19 protein-coding genes are annotated in these 17019 nt (G+C 46.2%); 1 reads left to right on the top strand and 18 read right to left on the bottom strand.

Annotation, left to right across the window (positions count from 1 at the left end):
• Window positions 1-23 precede the first annotated feature (23 nt).
• The 18 genes from ICW23_RS00235 to queG form a co-directional block, all read right to left on the bottom strand.
• Window positions 24-971 carry an ABC transporter permease gene (locus ICW23_RS00235; RefSeq protein WP_188153841.1) on the bottom strand — a complete coding sequence of 316 codons (948 nt, stop codon included), beginning with the start codon at window positions 969-971 and terminating at the stop codon, window positions 24-26.
• Window positions 964-1881 carry an ABC transporter ATP-binding protein gene (locus ICW23_RS00230; protein ID WP_188153840.1) on the bottom strand — a complete coding sequence of 306 codons (918 nt, stop codon included), beginning with the start codon at window positions 1879-1881 and terminating at the stop codon, window positions 964-966. The genes ICW23_RS00235 and ICW23_RS00230 overlap by 8 nt, the downstream gene beginning before the upstream one ends.
• The gene (locus ICW23_RS00225; RefSeq protein WP_188153839.1) at window positions 1882-2598 is read right to left on the bottom strand and encodes an ABC transporter ATP-binding protein; all 717 of its coding nucleotides are present in this window, start codon (window positions 2596-2598) and stop codon (window positions 1882-1884) included.
• Window positions 2588-2965, bottom strand: coding sequence for a GntR family transcriptional regulator (locus ICW23_RS00220; RefSeq protein WP_188154196.1), 378 nt, complete (start codon window positions 2963-2965; stop codon window positions 2588-2590). The genes ICW23_RS00225 and ICW23_RS00220 overlap by 11 nt, the downstream gene beginning before the upstream one ends.
• Before the next feature lie 2 nt (window positions 2966-2967).
• On the bottom strand, window positions 2968-3735 hold the full coding sequence (locus tag ICW23_RS00215) for a hypothetical protein (protein WP_188153838.1): 768 nt from the start codon (window positions 3733-3735) through the stop codon (window positions 2968-2970).
• Window positions 3736-3854: 119 nt separating this feature from the next.
• Window positions 3855-4226: a hypothetical protein gene (locus tag ICW23_RS00210; protein WP_016938429.1), complete on the bottom strand. Its 372-nt coding sequence runs from the start codon at window positions 4224-4226 to the stop codon at window positions 3855-3857.
• 12 nt (window positions 4227-4238) lie between these two features.
• Entirely contained in the window at window positions 4239-4772 is a 534-nt protein-coding gene (locus tag ICW23_RS00205) for an NAD(P)H-dependent oxidoreductase (RefSeq protein WP_016938430.1), read from the bottom strand.
• A 24-nt stretch (window positions 4773-4796) separates the two neighbouring features.
• A complete protein-coding gene (locus tag ICW23_RS00200; protein WP_016938431.1) occupies window positions 4797-6392 on the bottom strand; it encodes an MFS transporter in 1596 nt (531 codons plus the stop codon).
• 40 nt (window positions 6393-6432) lie between these two features.
• Window positions 6433-7098, bottom strand: coding sequence for an HlyD family secretion protein (locus ICW23_RS00195; RefSeq protein WP_007610259.1), 666 nt, complete (start codon window positions 7096-7098; stop codon window positions 6433-6435).
• 36 nt (window positions 7099-7134) lie between these two features.
• Window positions 7135-7599: a MarR family transcriptional regulator gene (locus ICW23_RS00190; RefSeq protein ID WP_016938432.1), complete on the bottom strand. Its 465-nt coding sequence runs from the start codon at window positions 7597-7599 to the stop codon at window positions 7135-7137.
• 192 nt (window positions 7600-7791) lie between these two features.
• Window positions 7792-8964, bottom strand: coding sequence for a sporulation protein YhbH (gene yhbH / locus ICW23_RS00185; RefSeq protein ID WP_060963222.1), 1173 nt, complete (start codon window positions 8962-8964; stop codon window positions 7792-7794).
• A 188-nt stretch (window positions 8965-9152) separates the two neighbouring features.
• Window positions 9153-11048 (bottom strand): serine/threonine protein kinase PrkA, encoded by a 1896-nt coding sequence (prkA, locus tag ICW23_RS00180; protein ID WP_188153837.1) that lies wholly within the window; start codon window positions 11046-11048, stop codon window positions 9153-9155.
• Window positions 11049-11408: 360 nt separating this feature from the next.
• Window positions 11409-12119, bottom strand: a complete 711-nt coding sequence (locus tag ICW23_RS00175; protein WP_188153836.1) for a hypothetical protein — start codon at window positions 12117-12119, stop codon at window positions 11409-11411.
• An 11-nt stretch (window positions 12120-12130) separates the two neighbouring features.
• Entirely contained in the window at window positions 12131-12844 is a 714-nt protein-coding gene (locus ICW23_RS00170) for a polymer-forming cytoskeletal protein (RefSeq protein WP_262481948.1), read from the bottom strand.
• On the bottom strand, window positions 12835-13467 hold the full coding sequence (locus ICW23_RS00165; protein WP_188153835.1) for a YhbD family protein: 633 nt from the start codon (window positions 13465-13467) through the stop codon (window positions 12835-12837). The genes ICW23_RS00170 and ICW23_RS00165 overlap by 10 nt, the downstream gene beginning before the upstream one ends.
• A 128-nt stretch (window positions 13468-13595) precedes the next feature.
• Window positions 13596-14078 carry a tRNA (uridine(34)/cytosine(34)/5-carboxymethylaminomethyluridine(34)-2'-O)-methyltransferase TrmL gene (gene trmL / locus ICW23_RS00160; protein WP_101605566.1) on the bottom strand — a complete coding sequence of 161 codons (483 nt, stop codon included), beginning with the start codon at window positions 14076-14078 and terminating at the stop codon, window positions 13596-13598.
• A 36-nt stretch (window positions 14079-14114) separates the two neighbouring features.
• Window positions 14115-15026: an amidase domain-containing protein gene (locus ICW23_RS00155; RefSeq protein WP_045925646.1), complete on the bottom strand. Its 912-nt coding sequence runs from the start codon at window positions 15024-15026 to the stop codon at window positions 14115-14117.
• A gap of 76 nt (window positions 15027-15102) precedes the next feature.
• Window positions 15103-16263 carry a tRNA epoxyqueuosine(34) reductase QueG gene (queG, locus tag ICW23_RS00150; RefSeq protein WP_016938440.1) on the bottom strand — a complete coding sequence of 387 codons (1161 nt, stop codon included), beginning with the start codon at window positions 16261-16263 and terminating at the stop codon, window positions 15103-15105.
• 84 nt (window positions 16264-16347) lie between these two features.
• On the opposite strand from queG, the gene ICW23_RS00145 reads away from it, so the two are divergent.
• The gene (locus ICW23_RS00145; RefSeq protein ID WP_188153834.1) at window positions 16348-16971 is read left to right on the top strand and encodes a hypothetical protein; all 624 of its coding nucleotides are present in this window, start codon (window positions 16348-16350) and stop codon (window positions 16969-16971) included.
• The last annotated feature ends 48 nt before the right edge of the window (window positions 16972-17019 follow it).

The following is a 17019-nucleotide window of genomic DNA, read 5'->3' as shown; positions in this document are numbered from 1 at the left end:
CTAGGCAAAACAGCTTTTTTACATCAGGTAGCAATATCCCGTTTTAAGAAGACGCCGAATGCGAGCGCCATAAAAATAATGAAGTAAATCACAAGCATCACAACCGAAAATGTCATCGTCATCCCCTCTACTAAAGGAGTACCGTTCATATATTGCGACAAATCCGTGTTCGCAAATAAAATATATTTCGTCCATTCAAATTTCGTGGCAAGAAATACAGTCGCCGTGTTGCCCATAACCAATAGAAAAATAGAAAATCCGACCGCTAATGAGCTGTTTCGGAATACTGCAGACAGCATAAACGCCATCGTCGCAAGCATAAAAGCGGAGACTGATTCATAGATATATGTTTTAGCGAGAAAGGCGATGATATTTTGTTCAAAAACACGGCCGTCTTTGTATACGAGATGAACATTGGCCGCAGTATCTCCGCCTGTACCGAAAAAGAGCAATCCCAACAGAGCGGAACCGGCAAATAAAATCACAAGCATCAGCAGTCCGAACAGCAGCACCGTCATATATTTAGAAAGCAAAATTTGAAAACGGCTGAGCGGACGGATGGCCAGCAGTTTGATGGTTCCCCAGTTGAATTCATTCGCCACGATGCCTGCTGCGATGATAATCGTGAACAGGCCGGTCAAAACTGTCATCATCGAAGAATCGGCTACGTATGACCACACTGTGTACCCTGTATCCTCGGGGAGGTTATGATCCATACGGTATTCATTTATCGCGACATTCTGTTTCAGGTTATCAATGAGCGTCTGATTTCCGGTTTCCTTCATCTGCTGTTTCATTTCTTTGTTTTCAGCCTGGAGCTCCTGTTTCCAATTTGGATTGGCGTCGCTAGAGGTGAAATGGTTTGACAGAAGTGCAAATCCGGTCATCGCAAGGCCTAAAATCACAATCATAGCCCATGTCCCGACACGGCTGAAGATTTTAATCCATTCATTATAGATCAGTTTAAGCATATTGAGCCTCCTCTTTCGTCCCGCCGGTAATTTCCAGGAAACGGTCTTCTAAAGATCTTGTTATGATTTTCACTTCATATAAGCGGATATTTTCACGGACGAGAAGTGAAATCACATCAGGCACTTCCTGTTTTGACAGCTTGATCTCAAAGCCGCTTGTCTTCTTCACACAGTCAAACTGACTCAGGACGGCAAGCGCCTCTTCCCTTTGTTCAATATGGAAAAAGTATGTATCTTTTTCTTCTGTTCCTTCATCTCTTACCTTTTGAATATCAACAAGCTCTCCTTTTTGCAAAATGCCGATTCGATCGCACATCAATTCCATTTCGGACAGCAGATGGCTCGAGACGATAACCGCCATTCCTTTTTCCCGTGTCAGCTTTTTCAGATGGTCTCTGATTTCCCTGATACCGGCGGGGTCAAGGCCGTTTGTCGGTTCATCCAGAATCAGCACCTTCGGGTTATGCAGCAGACTCTGAGCAAGGCCGAGGCGCTGTCTCATGCCGAGAGAATAGGTCTTTACTTTGTCATGAATTCTGTCCTGTAATCCGACGAGCTCGATGACCTCATCTATCTTTTCTTTCGTAACGCCTTTTACCATTCTTGCGTACTGCTGTAAATTTTTATAGCCGCTCAGGAATTTGTACAGCTCCGGGTTTTCCACGATGGCTCCGACGTGCCTGACCGCTTTTGCATAGTTTTTCGTAATGGATTCCCCGCAGATTACGATGTCTCCCTGAGACAGTTTCATTAATCCGACCATCATTCTGATCGTTGTCGTTTTCCCCGCTCCGTTCGGTCCCAGAAACCCAAACACTTCACCTGCCCGGACGGAGAAACTCAGATCATGAATAATCGTTCGTCCTTTAATCGTTTTCTTTACCTGTTGCAATTCCAATACCGTTTCCAATTAGAATCCCCCTTCTTTTTCGTACGCCTGTATAATGCTTTTATACCATTGCAGTACGGACATTCCTTCCTGCTCCCTGAGCTCTTCGACTTCACGCCGTTCAGCGATTTTCCCTTTTTTGAACACCATCACTTCGTCCAAAAGCGTCTCAATCTCATCGATCTCATGTGTGGCGATGACGACGATCTGACTGTCAAAATCAATATACGATACGAGACTGTTGACGATTGACTCCCGGACCGCCGGATCCAGACCGGAAAACGGCTCGTCCAGCAAAATGACGGATGCTTTTCTCGACAGGGCCAGGACGATTTTCAGCCTGCCCCGGCTGCCTTTAGACAGCTCTTTTATTTTCTGCTCCGATGAGAGATTCATTTCCGATAATAGATTCCGTGCTTTTTCCAGCTGAAAATCCGGGAATTGTGAATGATAAAATATGAGCATATCACCGACAGTCGTCCGGGCGAAAAACGTATCATGTTCGGTTAAATAAGCCGTACGAAAAAGCATGTTCCGGCTTACGGCACGTCCGCCGATCCGAACAGCGCCCGAGGTGGGAAATGCAAGCCCGGCAAGCATTTTCAGCGTTGTTGATTTACCGCTTCCGTTCGGTCCTAATATTCCGTAGATCTTACCCGGAGACAATGAAAATGATACATCGCTGACCGCGAGCCTGCGGCCGTATTTTTTTGTAACGTGTTCAAAATCAAGATTCATCGTCTGCTTCCTCCGCATATTGTTTGATCCCGTCGAGCATTTCTTCAGGAGATAACCCAAGCTCCGCCATTTCCTGAATAAAGCGTTTGAATACGTCTTTTGTCAGCCTGTCTTTCAGCTCCTCTTTCAGATCGGGTCTTTCAGCTATAAAGGTTCCCTGTCCTCTTCTCGTTTCCACGATCCCCAGCCTTTCCATTTCACTGTACGTTCTTTGTATCGTATTCGGATTCACTTTCATCTGCACGGCCATCTCTCTTACGGACGGCAGTTTGTCACCCGGCGAAAGCTTGTTTCGAATCAGCCGGTAATATACACGGTCGGCAATTTGCAGATAAATCGGCTTTGATGATTGAAATTCCCGCTTCATCATTACACCTCAACCTTGCGATTCAGCAGCATTGAGGCCAGCGCGAGACAGAGCGCCGCAAGCACAATCACGGCCAGGAAGCTGAAAAGCGAGATGTGGACGGCCTTCAGCTCCATCGTCCAGCCGGCCAATTTTGTATAATGAAATTCAAAATTCGCATACACTTTTACCGGCCATAAATCATGTTGAGATGAAGTGAAAGGCGTAATGAGTTTATCGTCAATATAGGCCCAGACAAACGCAAGCACGATGCAGATCACCCAGCGGAGAACGGGGAAATGTTTTAACGAGTGAAAAACAGTCCAAAATACGGCCACGATCACAGATAAGTACGCTGAGCTGATCAGCAGGTAAGCATTCAGTCCTGTTAATGTGCCGGCCAGGGGAATGGTGTGTTCCAGCGCTCCTTTTGCAGCAAGCATCCGGTACATCCAAATACCGTAGCCGGTCAGCGCCAGCTGCCCGATAAACTGATACAGCAGTGAGGCCGTCAGCTTGGAAGCCAGCAGATAAAACCCGCCATTCGGATTGTAAAGCCACAGCTGATTTTTCCCTTCTTTGTGGAGGTGATAGTACATAAAAAGCGGCGCCACAAGAAATTGAAAAAACCCCATTGCCGCAAAAAAGCCGAAAATGACGAGCGGTTCTTTCTGACGGACAGCAATAACGTGGGCTGCCGCCGCCCAGAAGATCATGCCGCAAACCCAAACCGCCAGCCAGACCCATGAAACCTTCGCATCTTTTTTCAGCAGACCTAAAAACGATGTCATTCTTTCTCTCTCCATTCGGGACCAGTGTATGAGTCACATAGTACACTAGATCATCACAAATTACAATATCTTCAATAAAAAAAAGACAAATCCGCTCTTACGCAGATTTGCCTTTTCCGTTACTTCTTTTTGTTTTTTAAGGAGAGCAGCGCATCACGATAGCTGCTATCCTGCATTTTGCCGCCGCTTTCGGGATCTGTTGTTTCCTGATCCGTCTCAGAAGTCTTGAACTTCTGAAGCGCCTGACGGTACACATCATCGCCCATTGTATTCTTTTTCTCGCGGGGAGATTCAGATTTTACAACGACGGGAACATGCTCGGCTGAGCGTTCCTCGGCCGGATCATGCTTTTCCGGCTGTTCGGCTGTAGTGCCGATCGCTTCTCTCTTTTCTTCTTTGACATCCTGTCCTGCAGAAGTGCTGCGGACATTGAATGTGATAAGAAGTGCAATCACAATGACAGCAGCAATAACCGCTATAATAATGGCCATATAACCCTCTCCTTACTGTCGTCCGGCAGTTAGATTACCTGTGACCTGGCTGACACGTCTGCCAAGCGCACGGCCTAATTGAAGGCCTTCTTCCGTCATCAGCACATCGCTGTCAACCGGGCATGTGACGCCCGCGCCGTAGTAAGAACCGTACAGCGCATTTTCAGGAACGTTGCCGGGAAGACCGACAACAATCATGCCTTGGTGAAACATAGGAGTGATCAGATTGTGCATTGTCATTTCTAATCCGCCATGGGTTGTCGCAGTCGTACAGAATACGGCGCCGACTTTATCAATCAGTTCGCCCTCAGCCCACAAATAGCCGAGTCTGTCGATCCACGCTTTTAAGCCTGAACTGATGGTGCCAAAGTGTCCAGGGCATCCCCAGATAATCGCATCCATGTCTTTCAGCTTGCGGATGTCGGCTTGATCGACATGGTCAATCAAGACTTCAGCATCAGCGTTTTCACTTGCTCCTTCCGCAATGGCTTCGGCAAGGTATTTTGTGTGTTCGCCTTCACTATCGTACACTACGTAAATTTTCATTCAGGAAACCTCCCATTCAGATGATTAAGATTCCTTCACTTCTTTAGGGGCCGGAAGCAATGACAGCTCCTCTTTTTTCTTCGCCCGCTGTTTGTCTTTCCGTACGTCACGCAAGAACAGGCTCAAGACTACACCGATAACCGCAAAGATCGTCGCCCACATAAACGCGTCATTAATTCCCATAACGTTGGAATTAAGTGAAGCCGTTTTGTAGAGATAGGCATAAACGGTTTGTTTCGCCGCATCAAGCGACATGTTCATGTTGACCATTAAATTCGAAACCGCACTTTGGAACGACTGCATGAAGCTTGGATCTGCCGTGCTTGTTTTATCCGCAATCTGCGAATAATGCATCGTCGTGCGGTTCGTATAGATCGTTGTGATCAAACTTGTTCCGATTGAACCGCTGATCTGGCGGAGCGTGTTGCTCATCGCCGTGCCGTGGCTGTTCAACCGTGCCGGAAGCTGGTTCATTCCGGCTGTCATTACAGGCATCATTAACAGTGACATACCGAATGCGCGGATGGCATAGACAAGCATGATATGCGTATAAGGTGTGTCAATTGTCAATTTTGTATACTGGAATGTCGTTGCGACCGTAATGACCAGCCCGACGATCGCAAGCGGTCTCGGACCGATTTTGTCAAACAGAATACCGGAAATCGGCGACATGATCAGCATGACAATCGCGCCCGGCAATAGCAAGAGGCCTGATTGCAGCGCCGTAAAGCCGACTAAGTTCTGCAGATAAATCGGAAGCAGGAACATTCCTGTGTAAAGCGCAACGGTAATAATGATGTTAATCACACTGGAAAGTGAGAAAATATCATATTTAAATACCCGGAAGTCAAGCATCGGTTTTTCAGATCGCAATTGCTGAATGACAAACGCGGCAATCGCGATGATACCGACAATAACGGTAGACAGAACGATCGGGTCTCCCCAGCCGTCGCTTCCCGCTTCACTGACTCCGTAAAGCAATGAGGCAAATCCGACAATGGACAGAATCGCACCCAAGCTGTCGAGTTTGATTTTTTGCGGTTCCACCAAGTTCTTAAAGAGGAAAAACGCTATGACAATAACGATCGCCCCGATCGGAACAAGGCCGTAGAACATAATGCGCCATGTGTAATGCTCGATGATCCAGCCGGAAAGAGTCGGTCCGACCGCCGGAGCAAACATCATCGCAAGACCGAAAATCCCCATTCCTTTCCCCCTGCTTTCAGGCGGGAAGATAAGCAGAATGGTTGTCATGACCAGCGGCTGCAAGATACCGCCGCCGACCGCCTGAATTAACCGGCCGATCAGCATGGTTGAGAAGTTAGGCGCGATTCCGCAGACTAACGTTCCCGCTGTAAAACAGAACATGGCTACGAGAAAGAGGCTTCTTTGCCCGAACCGGGTAATTAAGAAGGCCGATAACGGAATCAAAACACCGTTGACCAGCATGTATCCGGTCGTCAGCCACTGAATCGTCGTCGCACTCACACCGAACTCGGTCATTAAGTGCGGCATCGCCACGTTAAGAAGCGTTTGGTTCAAGATCGCCAGGAATAACCCGGCCATAAGCACAATAAGCAATGTTTTAGGACTTTTTACTTGATTATCTGATTTAGCCACCTAAGACAACCTCCCTTCATGGTTTGATGACTGATCTGTATTATTCAGAGATTTTTACAGATGCGTTCATACCAGGAAGCACCTTGTCAGATGGGTTGCTGAGTGAAATTTTAACAGGAACTTTTTGCGTTACTTTTGTGTAGTTGCCGCTTGAGTTTGAAGAAGGCAGCATATCAAAAGTTGAATTTGTCGCATAGCCGATTTCTTCTACAGTTCCGTCAAATGTTGTATTAGGGTCACCGTCAACAATGACGTCTACTTTGTTTCCTACTTCAATGTCTCTGATGTCAGTTTCTTTAATGTTTGCAGTGATGTAAAGGTGTTTCATGTCAATTTCTTGGGCAATTGTCGTACCGGCTTGCACCATTTGGCCGTTTTTCACTTCGTTTTTCACGATTGTTCCATCCATGATGGCTTTAACGTCAGCATTTTGCTGTCCTTTGATTTTTGCAACAACGTCGTTTTTACTTACTTCTTTCCCCTCATCAAGGTTCCAGTCAGTTACTTTACCCGCAGCAGGAGCTGTGATAGCAGCCATGTCGCCGGCAACTTTTGCTTCATCGGTTTTTACATAGTGCGTGCTTTGATAATAGTAGTAAGCACCTCCGCCTATAATTGCAAGAACAACAATCAAACCGATAATGTTGGTCAGAATTAAACGTCCTCTGTTCATTTTGTTTTCTCCTTTCGTTTCTTCCTCTATCATTTTGTGGAATGATGATAAAAATATGTGGGGATTTTTTTATTTTCCGTTTTTCACTGCACAGCCGTTTGCAAGCTTCGTTAAACTTTCCGCCAGCTTGCGCAGGTACTGCAGTTCAGCGGTATTGAGCTGCCGGTATAAGACCGCCGCTTTTTCGGCGTATTGAACAGCAGCTGTCTTTAGAAGTTCTTCCCCCTCTTCGGTTAACTGAATCATAACAACACGCCGGTCGTCGTGATAGTCGCTCCGAACCATTAATCGGCGCTTATACAGAATATCGGTCATTCTCGTGACAGACGCCGGTTTCAGATCAAGCGACAAAGCCAGCCTTGAAAGCTGCGTGCTTTTGCTCTTATGTATTTTGAACATCAGCAGATACTGCAGGACTGTAATATCAAAAGGTTCAAGAACTGTCTCCAAGATCATTTTCTGCTTTTTGTAAATTGATCTGGAAGTATCAAACAGCTGTTCAAAACTGAGCAAAGCAAGCTCTGATTCAATCACCGTATTTTCACCTCATTCCCTTAATAATAGTTCACAAGATAAAATATTAATAAATGAAAGAAGATTTGTAAAGAGAAAAGTTTTATTTTTTAAGGATTTTTTTTATGCCTTTTTTCTCTTTATTTTTAATTAAAAAAAGCCGAGTGAAGAACCGCGGCCGCACGATTCTTCACTCGGCTTTATGTTTAATACTTATGCTTTGCTTACCCCCGCTTCCTCTTTTTTGAAGAAGCTTTTCAGCGCTTGAAAAACGTCTGATTTCTGCTTTAAGATGTAATATTTAAATTTATCATCTTTGACGTTTTTATAGGCGGACATGAGTGTTGAATGCCTGTTATATTGATTAACCTCACCGTAGCAGAACAGATTTGATTTTTTCATGATGTCATTGACGAGCTTTACGCATCGGGCGTTATCCGATGTTAAATTATCCCCGTCTGAGAAATGGAACGGATAGATGTTGTAGCGGGCGGGGTCATATTTTTCATCAATTAATTCAAGAGACTTCCGGTAGACGGAGGAGCAGATGGTTCCCCCGCTCTCGCCTTTCGAGAAGAAATCTTCTTCCGATACCACCTTCGCTTCCGTGTGGTGGGCGATAAATTCGATATCTACCGTTTCATACTTTGTCCGTAAAAATCGTGTCATCCAAAAAAAGAAGCTCCTCGCCATATACTTTTCCCATACGCCCATCGAACCGCTTGTATCCATCATGGCTAAAACGACAGCTTTCGATTCCGGCTTCGTCACATCATTCCATGTTTTGTATTTCAGATCTTCCGGATAAATCGGATAAAACGACGGCTTGCCTGACATGGCGTTTCGTTTATAGGCAGACAGCATCGTTCTTTTCTTATCAATATTCCCTGTCAGCCCGGTTTTCCGGATATCATTAAATTCGATGTCGGTATGAACGATATTGTCCCTTTCTTTTTGCTGCAGATTCGGCAGCTCTAATTCCTGAAACAGCGCTTCTTCCAGGTCCATCAATGAGACCTCGGCTTCATAATAATCCTCGCCTGCCTGATCGCCGGCTCCCTGGCCTTTTCCGGCCCCCTGCTTTTTATCTGCGCCGTCTCTGGCGACGACATCGCCGATTTCGCTGTCACCGTCACCTTGGCCGACATGTTTGTTTTTATCATAGTTATAACGGATTTTATATTCATCAAGCGAACGAATCGGGATTTTCACGACATCTTTTCCGTTGGACATAATAATGCTTTCCTCAGTGACAAGGTCCGGAAGGTTGTTTTTTATCGCTTCCTGTACTTTCTTTTGGTGGCGCTGCTGGTCGTCAAAGCCTTTGCGATGGAGGGACCAGTCTTCCTCTGAAATCAAAAAATTTCCGCTGTCATTACGGGACATGAATTCCCCTCCTTAACCGTTATGGTCGTTTTACATGTGTATTCCGGCTTGGTCCTGTTTATGAAACAAGTCCGGCGAAAAGATTTATTCTTATCTTATGCCGGACGGACTTTTCAATTGACAAACAATTTTGAAATATAGACAAAAGAACCCGTCCTTTTACGGACGGGCCTTTCATCAATCAAGCATCAGCGGTTGAGCAGGCTTCCGACATACTTCAGCAGTTCATTTGCGCTTGTCGAATTATAGCCGTGTTCATCTATTAACCGCGCCACTACCTCATTAACCTTTTTAAGCTGCTGCTCATCCGGCGTTTTGGTTGAGGTCGTAATTTTCACTACATCTTTTAAGTCTGCGAAAAGCTTTTTCTGAATCGCTTCGCGGAGCCTTTCGTGTGAGTTATAGTCGAAGCGTTTTCCTTTTCTTGCATAAGCGGAAATGCGAATTAAAATTTCTTCACGGAATGCTTTTTTGGCGTTTTCCGAAATGCCGATCTGCTCTTCAATGGATCTCATCAGCTTTTCGTCAGGGTTCATTTCTTCTCCCGTCAGCGGATCGCGGAGCTTATTTTTGTTGCAGTACGCTTCCACATTATCTAAATAATTATCCATGAGTGTTTTTGCGGATTCTTCATATGAATAAACAAACGCCTTCTGCACCTCTTTTTTGGCGATGTCATCGTACTCTTTCCTGGCGGCGGAAATAAAATTCATATACCGCTCTTTGTCCTCAGCGGAAATGGACGGATGCTGATCGAGTCCTTCCTTTAAGGAACGCAGCACGTCAAGCGAATTGATGGATTCCATATTTTTTCTGATAATCGTTGAGGAAATACGGTTGATGACATAACGCGGGTCAATTCCGCTCATTCCTTCATCATGGAATTCCTTCTTCATATCCTCCAGATCAACGGAATTGTAACCTTCAACGCTTTCTCCGTCATAGAGCCTCATTTTTTTAACGAGATCAATATCAGACCGGTTCGGTTCCTTCAGCCTGGTCAAAATAGAAAACATCGCAGCCACTTTTAATGTATGGGGGGCGATGTGTACATCAGAAACATCACTTTCCGAAATCATTTTTTCATAAATCCGTTCTTCTTCGGACACCTTTAAATTATAAGGAACAGGCATCACGATGATTCTGGAGTGAAGGGCTTCATTTTTTTTATTGGCAATAAACGAGCGGTACTCCGTTTCGTTCGTATGCGCAACAATCAATTCGTCGGCTGAGATGAGCGCAAACCGTCCGGCTTTAAAATTCCCTTCCTGCGTGAGTGATAGAAGGTGCCAGAGAAATTTTTCATCGCATTTCAGCATTTCCTGAAACTCCATCATTCCGCGATTCGCTTTATTTAATTCACCGTCAAACCGATAAGCGCGCGGATCTGATTCCGAGCCGTATTCGGCAATCGTTGAAAAATCAATGCTCCCCGTCAAATCGGCGATATCCTGTGATTTCGGATCAGACGGGCTGAAGGTTCCGATTCCGGTACGCTTATCCTCCGAGAAGAAAATGCGTTCAACCTTTACATCCTCAATTCTGCCGCCGTATTCTTCTTCAAGCCGCATGACATTAAGCGGAGACAGGCTTCCCTCAATTCTGATCCCGTATTCTCTGTAGAAGTCTTCGCGCAGATGATGGGGAATAAGATGGAGAGGATCTTCATGCATCGGGCAGCCTTTGATAGCGTAAACGGCCCCGTTGTCTGTCAACGAGTAGGCTTCAAGCCCTTTTTTCAGCATGGTGACAAGGGTCGATTTCCCGCCGCTGACGGGCCCCATTAATAGTAAGATCCGTTTTCTTACATCAAGCCGCTTGGCAGCCGGGTGAAAGTATTCCTCCACGAGCCGTTCCAGAGATTCTTCAAGTCCGAACAGTTCCCGCGAGAAAAAACTGTATGTCTTTTTCCCGTCCTCCTCCTCAATTCCGCTGTCTTTTATCATATTAAAAACGCGAGAATGAGCAGACTGCGCGACCAATGGATTTTCTTTTATGATCTCCAAATAATCAGCGAACGTCCCTTCCCATTTGAGACGCTGCTCTTCCTCTCTGTACTTTTCAATTTTCTTTAATATATCCATAAGAACCTCCTCTATCATGGTTAATGCACTAGAAATAAGGTACTTTGTTACAATCTATGCGGTGACGTGATAATACATGCTTTTCGTTTCTTAAAAATAAAGGCGGCTCAAGGGCGGTCATTGACAAGGGCCTGGTGCACCGTTCATAATGAAAGAAATACAGTTTCATCCAGACTCGGACATCAAATGGAAAAGCAAAGAGGAGGAGAAATGATGAAAACGATCATCTTACTGGGGGTCATTCTCACTTTTTTAGTATCCATTTTTACGGCGGGTTACGACAGCAAACCTGAAAACGAATAACGGCAAAAAGGGTGCTCCTTATGAAGAGCACCCTTTCCTGTACAACATAACAATGTTTCATATTTGAATGTGTTCTTGGACAGTTGATTTTTCATGGGCTTTGCAGCTTGTTTGATACTCGATTTTTCCAATTTTGCAGCCTGGGCCGATTTCCACATGCTTTCCTCTGACAGTGTCCGCTTCCGTGTATTCGAGGTAAATCGTGTCTCCCTCAATCAATTCAGCCGAAAGCATGCCGGCTTTCCGTTTCAGAAAACCGGGTTTCCGCCTGACTATGATCGATGTACCGCCGATTTCCTTCACGTTGCTTCGGTCATAACGCAAATGGATATTGACGTCTCCCGCGTTTAACAATCCCGCCACATTGATACAGCCTGTTACATGAAGCTGCTCTGTCTCGCAATCGCCGCCGACGGTGAGACTTCCTTTAATATGACACTGCTCTCCCGCGGCTCCGCCGGAAATGTCGGCAAGTCCTTTCAGCCTCAGCGTGGTGAAACGCATGGAGCCGCCGATTTTCAGCGTGCCGAGCACATTTGCGGAACGCGCCGATAAATCTCCATCAGTTTCATGTTCCCCGAAAATTTTCAGCCGATTGATCTCGGCATCTCCGAGAAAACGCCCCGTACCGAATATCCGGCAGCGCTCGCTTTGAAGCCCTTCACCGACAATGCCTTCTCCTTTAATGCTTACATTCTGGTAGGAGCCCCCGGCGGCGTGTCCGGCTCCGTACATTTTTAAATGACTCAATTTTTTTGTTGTTTCCACTGAAGCTCCTCCTATATTTTTACGGCTTTGTTTACTAAAGCTGACGGATCACATGTAAAATCTCCGCTGTATTCCACCGTCTCAATGATACAGCCTGCGCCGATCTGCACAGAATTTCCGCGGACTGTCTTCGCGTGCGTGTCCGCCAATTCAATGATGTCACCTTCGATCAGCTCTGCAGTCAGCACCGGAGCCGGCATCAGCTTAAACCGCGCGAGCACGCTTTTTCTGCTCATCACCTTTAAATGACGGCAGCCGATTTCTTTCACATGGCTCTCGCCCGCCGCCAGCTTCATATTGACGTCGTCGGCGTTCAGCAGGCCGCCGATCTTGCATTTGCCTTCCGAACGGAACGTTTCTGTCTCGCAATCCCCTTCAATCCCAACTTTCCCGGATATGAAAATATCATCAGCTTTCACACCGCCGCCGAAAGATGAAAATCCCGCGACGTTCAGCCGCTCTGTTTTGACATCGCCTTTAATGACACCCGTTCCGTTGATTCGGATGGATTCGGCTTCAGCACTGCCGGAAATTTTCCCCGAACCGCTGATCGTCAGCGTTTGCGTTTTGACATTTCCGTCTGTTTTACCGCTGCCGTTAAACAAAAGGCTCGTGCACTCTACGTCACCTGACACCGTGCCGCTTCCGTTGATCTCCACCGTATGAAAACGGCCTCCTTTTGAACTTCCTGAACCGTTAATGACTAATTTATCTGTTACATCCATTGATGGTCCTCCTGCATCCATTTTGTTTTTAATTCTTCTGATGCCGCAGCAAGCGCCACCCGTTCAGCCACTTTGACAGACGGTTCAAACAGAATATGTTCCGCATCTGCGATGAAGCACGTCGTTACGCCGAGTTTCCGGAGCACGACGAGCTCTGTATTTGCCTTCAGCTCAGAAGCCTCATACGTTTTCAGCACCTCTGCCGCCATTTTTCCTTCTTCAAGACTGATATTTCCCGATTGCAAAAGCCTTTCAAGCACATATAAAGACAGCAGCGCCCGGGACGTGAATGTCCCGCCGTCTTCTCCGTAAACTTGCAGCGCGGCGTTTGAAATCAATCCTTTTTGAAGCAGCTCCGCAGACGATATATCGACATCAGCCATTTGCGGAGACAGCATTTCCCTCATTTCATCCAGAGACAGATTTTCTTTCATTTTCTGTATTTTTGAGATGCGTTTTAAGATTTCCGCTCTCGGAAAAAATGTTTCCTGGCCTGTAAACGTTGATTTTCGGATAAACCATTCCTCAGGAATTAAATTTTTCCGCTTCCAGCGATACAGCTGTCCGTATGAGATTGATGTTTCTTCAAGCAATTCTTTTTTAGAAATCAGTTGTTCCTCCATAAATCCAGCTCCTTCGATGAACACATTGTAACATAACACTGTTACGTTTGTTAAGCCTATAAATATAACATTGTATGAACCCCGGCTGCATTCAATAAAAAAACCGCCCGAATCCGGGCGGTTTTTTCTCATGTCAAATCTCTGTAATTTTGCTGGCGCAGCGCTTCATATACAAGAATCGCGGCAGTGTTGGACAGGTTTAATGATCTCACATGCTCGGTCATCGGAAGACGCAGGCAGCGGTCCATATTGTTTTCGATCAATTCTTTCGGAAGTCCGCTCGTTTCTCTGCCGAATACGAAGAAAAAGTCTTCCTCCGTATTTGAGTAGTCAAACGATGTATGCGGCTTTTGCCCGAATTTTGTAATGAAGAAAAACTTTCCGTTCTCATATGCCTCAAATAATTCATCCAATGAATCATGATAAACGACGTTGACGAACTCCCAATAATCGAGTCCGGCGCGCTTCAGCATTTTATCATCGGTTGAGAATCCGAGCGGGCGGATCAAATGAAGCGTTGTGTCTGTTGCCGCACAAGTACGTGCGATATTTCCCGTATTGGCCGGGATTTCGGGTTGATATAAAACGACATGTAATGCCACGATGTTCACCTCTGTTTTTTATTCCGCCCACCATTATATCATTAATTACTCTTTTGTCGTATCATCCGTAATATGAAAAAACGCATATCTGATGGAAGGAGTATATGCCGTTGAATCCTCATATGACCAATATCTCATTCTGCTGTCATATGTTTGGGCATTGACGAGCGGCATATTGCTTTTATCTTTTGCGACCACGATCGTCGTATGGTTAAAACGGCCGTCACCTTCAAAATCATAGCAAATCACATCTCCGGGCATAAGCTCCTCGGCGCTTGACACCTGCACCGCGCGAAGCCCGGCCTTGGATTGGGCCAGATACATCTTCATGGAATGCGCGACCGTCCAGCTGTAGCTCCATGAGCTTTCCTTCATCCACCAGCCTGAGCCTCTGTTCGGATGCCCCCGCATCGGCGCTTTTCCGGCATGTAAACATTGGGAAATAAAATTTGTGCAGTTGTCGCCGAAATTTTTATAAGCGGGATTTCGTTTATTCCAAAACTTTTCCGCGTACTGAACGGCAGCCAGACGGTCGTATTGAAATGCCCGCCCGAAATCTTCCCGTTCACTCCGCTCATATTCGATTACGCTGTTTCCGTCAGAAAATCCGGCCGGTTTTTTCTTTATTTCCCGATCTTTAATCAGCAGCTGGTCATAGAGAAAAGCATTCCGTTCCTCAATCTGCTCTTCTAAATAAAGATGCCCGTCCTGCTCCTTGCACAAATATTCGAAATGAATGGTGTACATGACGCATAACGTGCCGTCATCCTCAAGACTGCTTTTGACAATGACGGCTTTCGCTTTCGCTTTAACGATGTCAACTTTCCGTTTTTCAAACAGCTCTTTTTTTCTCGTCAGGACCTCAAGATCGCCGGCCTGCCCATTGTGCCTCATCTCGGTTCCGTTGACTAAATAATGAAGCCGGGCCTCCGCTAAGTCTTCAATAATATGCTTCAAGCGCTCCACCCACCATACTGTTTTATAAAGAAAAAACACTTGAACTCACTCCAAGTGCTTTTTCTCTATACATATGTCAGGACCGGCCGGTTTTAGTCTTATCAGAAACCGAAAGCAGCTCCAGCCCCTTTTCTATTTCCTGTATGGCTTCCTCATCCTGCTCTTTGTGAAGCGCTTTTTCTAATTCCTTCGCATATTCCGGATCACCGATTTTTCCGATGGCCCAGGCGGCCGTCCCCCTGATGACGGGGCGCGGGTCTTGGTGCATCAAAGCCGTCAATTCGGGAAGAGAAGAAGCATCTTTGAAATGAGCCAATGCTAAAATAGCATTTCGCTGAATCGGCTTCTTGCCGCGCCATGAACCGGATACATGTCCGAATTTTTCTTTGAATTCCCGGTTGCTTATGGTCAGAAGCGGCTTTAACAGCGGCTTGGCGATTTCCGGATCGGGCTCCATCTGCGGATGAAGATGAAAATCTTTCCCCTTATTAATCGGGCAGACCGTCTGGCACGTATCGCAGCCGTACAGGCGGTTTCCGATTTTCGTACGGAATTCATCCGGCAAAAACCCCTTTGTCTGGGTCAGGAATGAAATACAGCGCTGTGCATTAAGCTGCCCGGGATTAACGAGCGCGCCGGTCGGGCACGCGTCTAAACATTTTGTGCACGATCCGCACATATCTTCAATCGGCACATCCGGTTCAAAGGGCAGATTGGTGATCATTTCAGCGAGATAGACGTAAGAACCGTATTCAGGTGTGGTGATCATGCAGTTTTTGGCGCTGAAACCGATTCCCGCCCGTTCCGCCACGGCCCTGTCGGACAATTCTCCCGTATCCACCATTGACTTCGTGCGGATATCCTCATGTTTGCTTTGGAGAAAATTCTCCAGCAGATCAAGCTTTTCGCGCAGCACGTCATGATAATCCTTCCCCCAGGAAGCTCTGCAAAAAATGCCGCGCCGGCCGTCCCTCGTGCTCCTCGGCGCATCTTTCATTTTGGAAGGATAGGCAAGGGCGATGGCGACGATCGATTTGGCTTTCGGCAGAAGCAAAGACGGAGTGACCCGTTTTTCAATATCCGGCTCTTCAAACCCGGATAAATAGCCGAGTGATTCCTGAAGAATCAGCCGGTCCCGCAGACTGTCGAACGTATCAGCCGTCGTAAACCCGATTTTGTCGACTCCGATGCTTTTGGCGTATTCGATTAATTCCTCTTTCAGTTTATGAATATTCATTTTTTGCACAGCCTCCTTTCTTTGTGATCAGGCTCCCGCACGGGTATAATAGAGTTTTACCATCCCGAAATGGAGTGAACACAATTGAACATCAGTTTAGATCCTCTTATTGCTGAACGGGTGCCGGGGATCAAAGCGGCAGCCGTATTATATGAACAGATTGAAGTCGGGCCTGCCCCGCAAATGCTGAAAGGCCGCCTCCGTTTATTTCAAGAATCGCTTTACTTTGATTATGCTGACGGCGGCATAGATGAACAGCCTTTTGTGAAAGAATGGGCATGTATGATGGAACAGCTCAGTCCCGCCTTTTCAGGACAAAAAACGCCGATGGAGCTTATGCTCGGCGATATTTCCCGGGAGCGATTCATCGAAAGTGTGAATTCAGCCCATGATACCATACTTTTTTTCTCCTTGAAATATTCATTGCCCATCATGGCGTATGACGCCGCACAGATGGATGAACCGATTTCAATCACAATCGGAGAAAAAGAACACGTACTGGCTTTCTCCGACTCTGGCGGCATTTTCGGCGGTCTTACCGGACAAATCAACACCCGCCCTGTAACAACCGGCACAAAGAACATGCTGCAGCTGATCTTTTTCCCGCCTTCAATTCATGCCGACGCGGCAGATGAGCTGTTAACATCCTTAACCAAAATGTTTGAACAAATTCACGGAGGCACACATACCGTCACTTGGCTTTCATAAAAAGACACGCCTTTCGTGTCTTTTTTCACATAAAAAAACGCAATACTT

The sequence above is a fragment of the Bacillus sp. 1021 genome, from assembly GCF_014534735.1.
Taxonomy (GTDB): Bacteria; Bacillota; Bacilli; order Bacillales; family Bacillaceae; genus Bacillus; species Bacillus siamensis.
The sequence above is the reverse complement of the archived record's forward strand: the minus strand, read 5'-3'. Positions and strand labels throughout refer to the sequence as shown.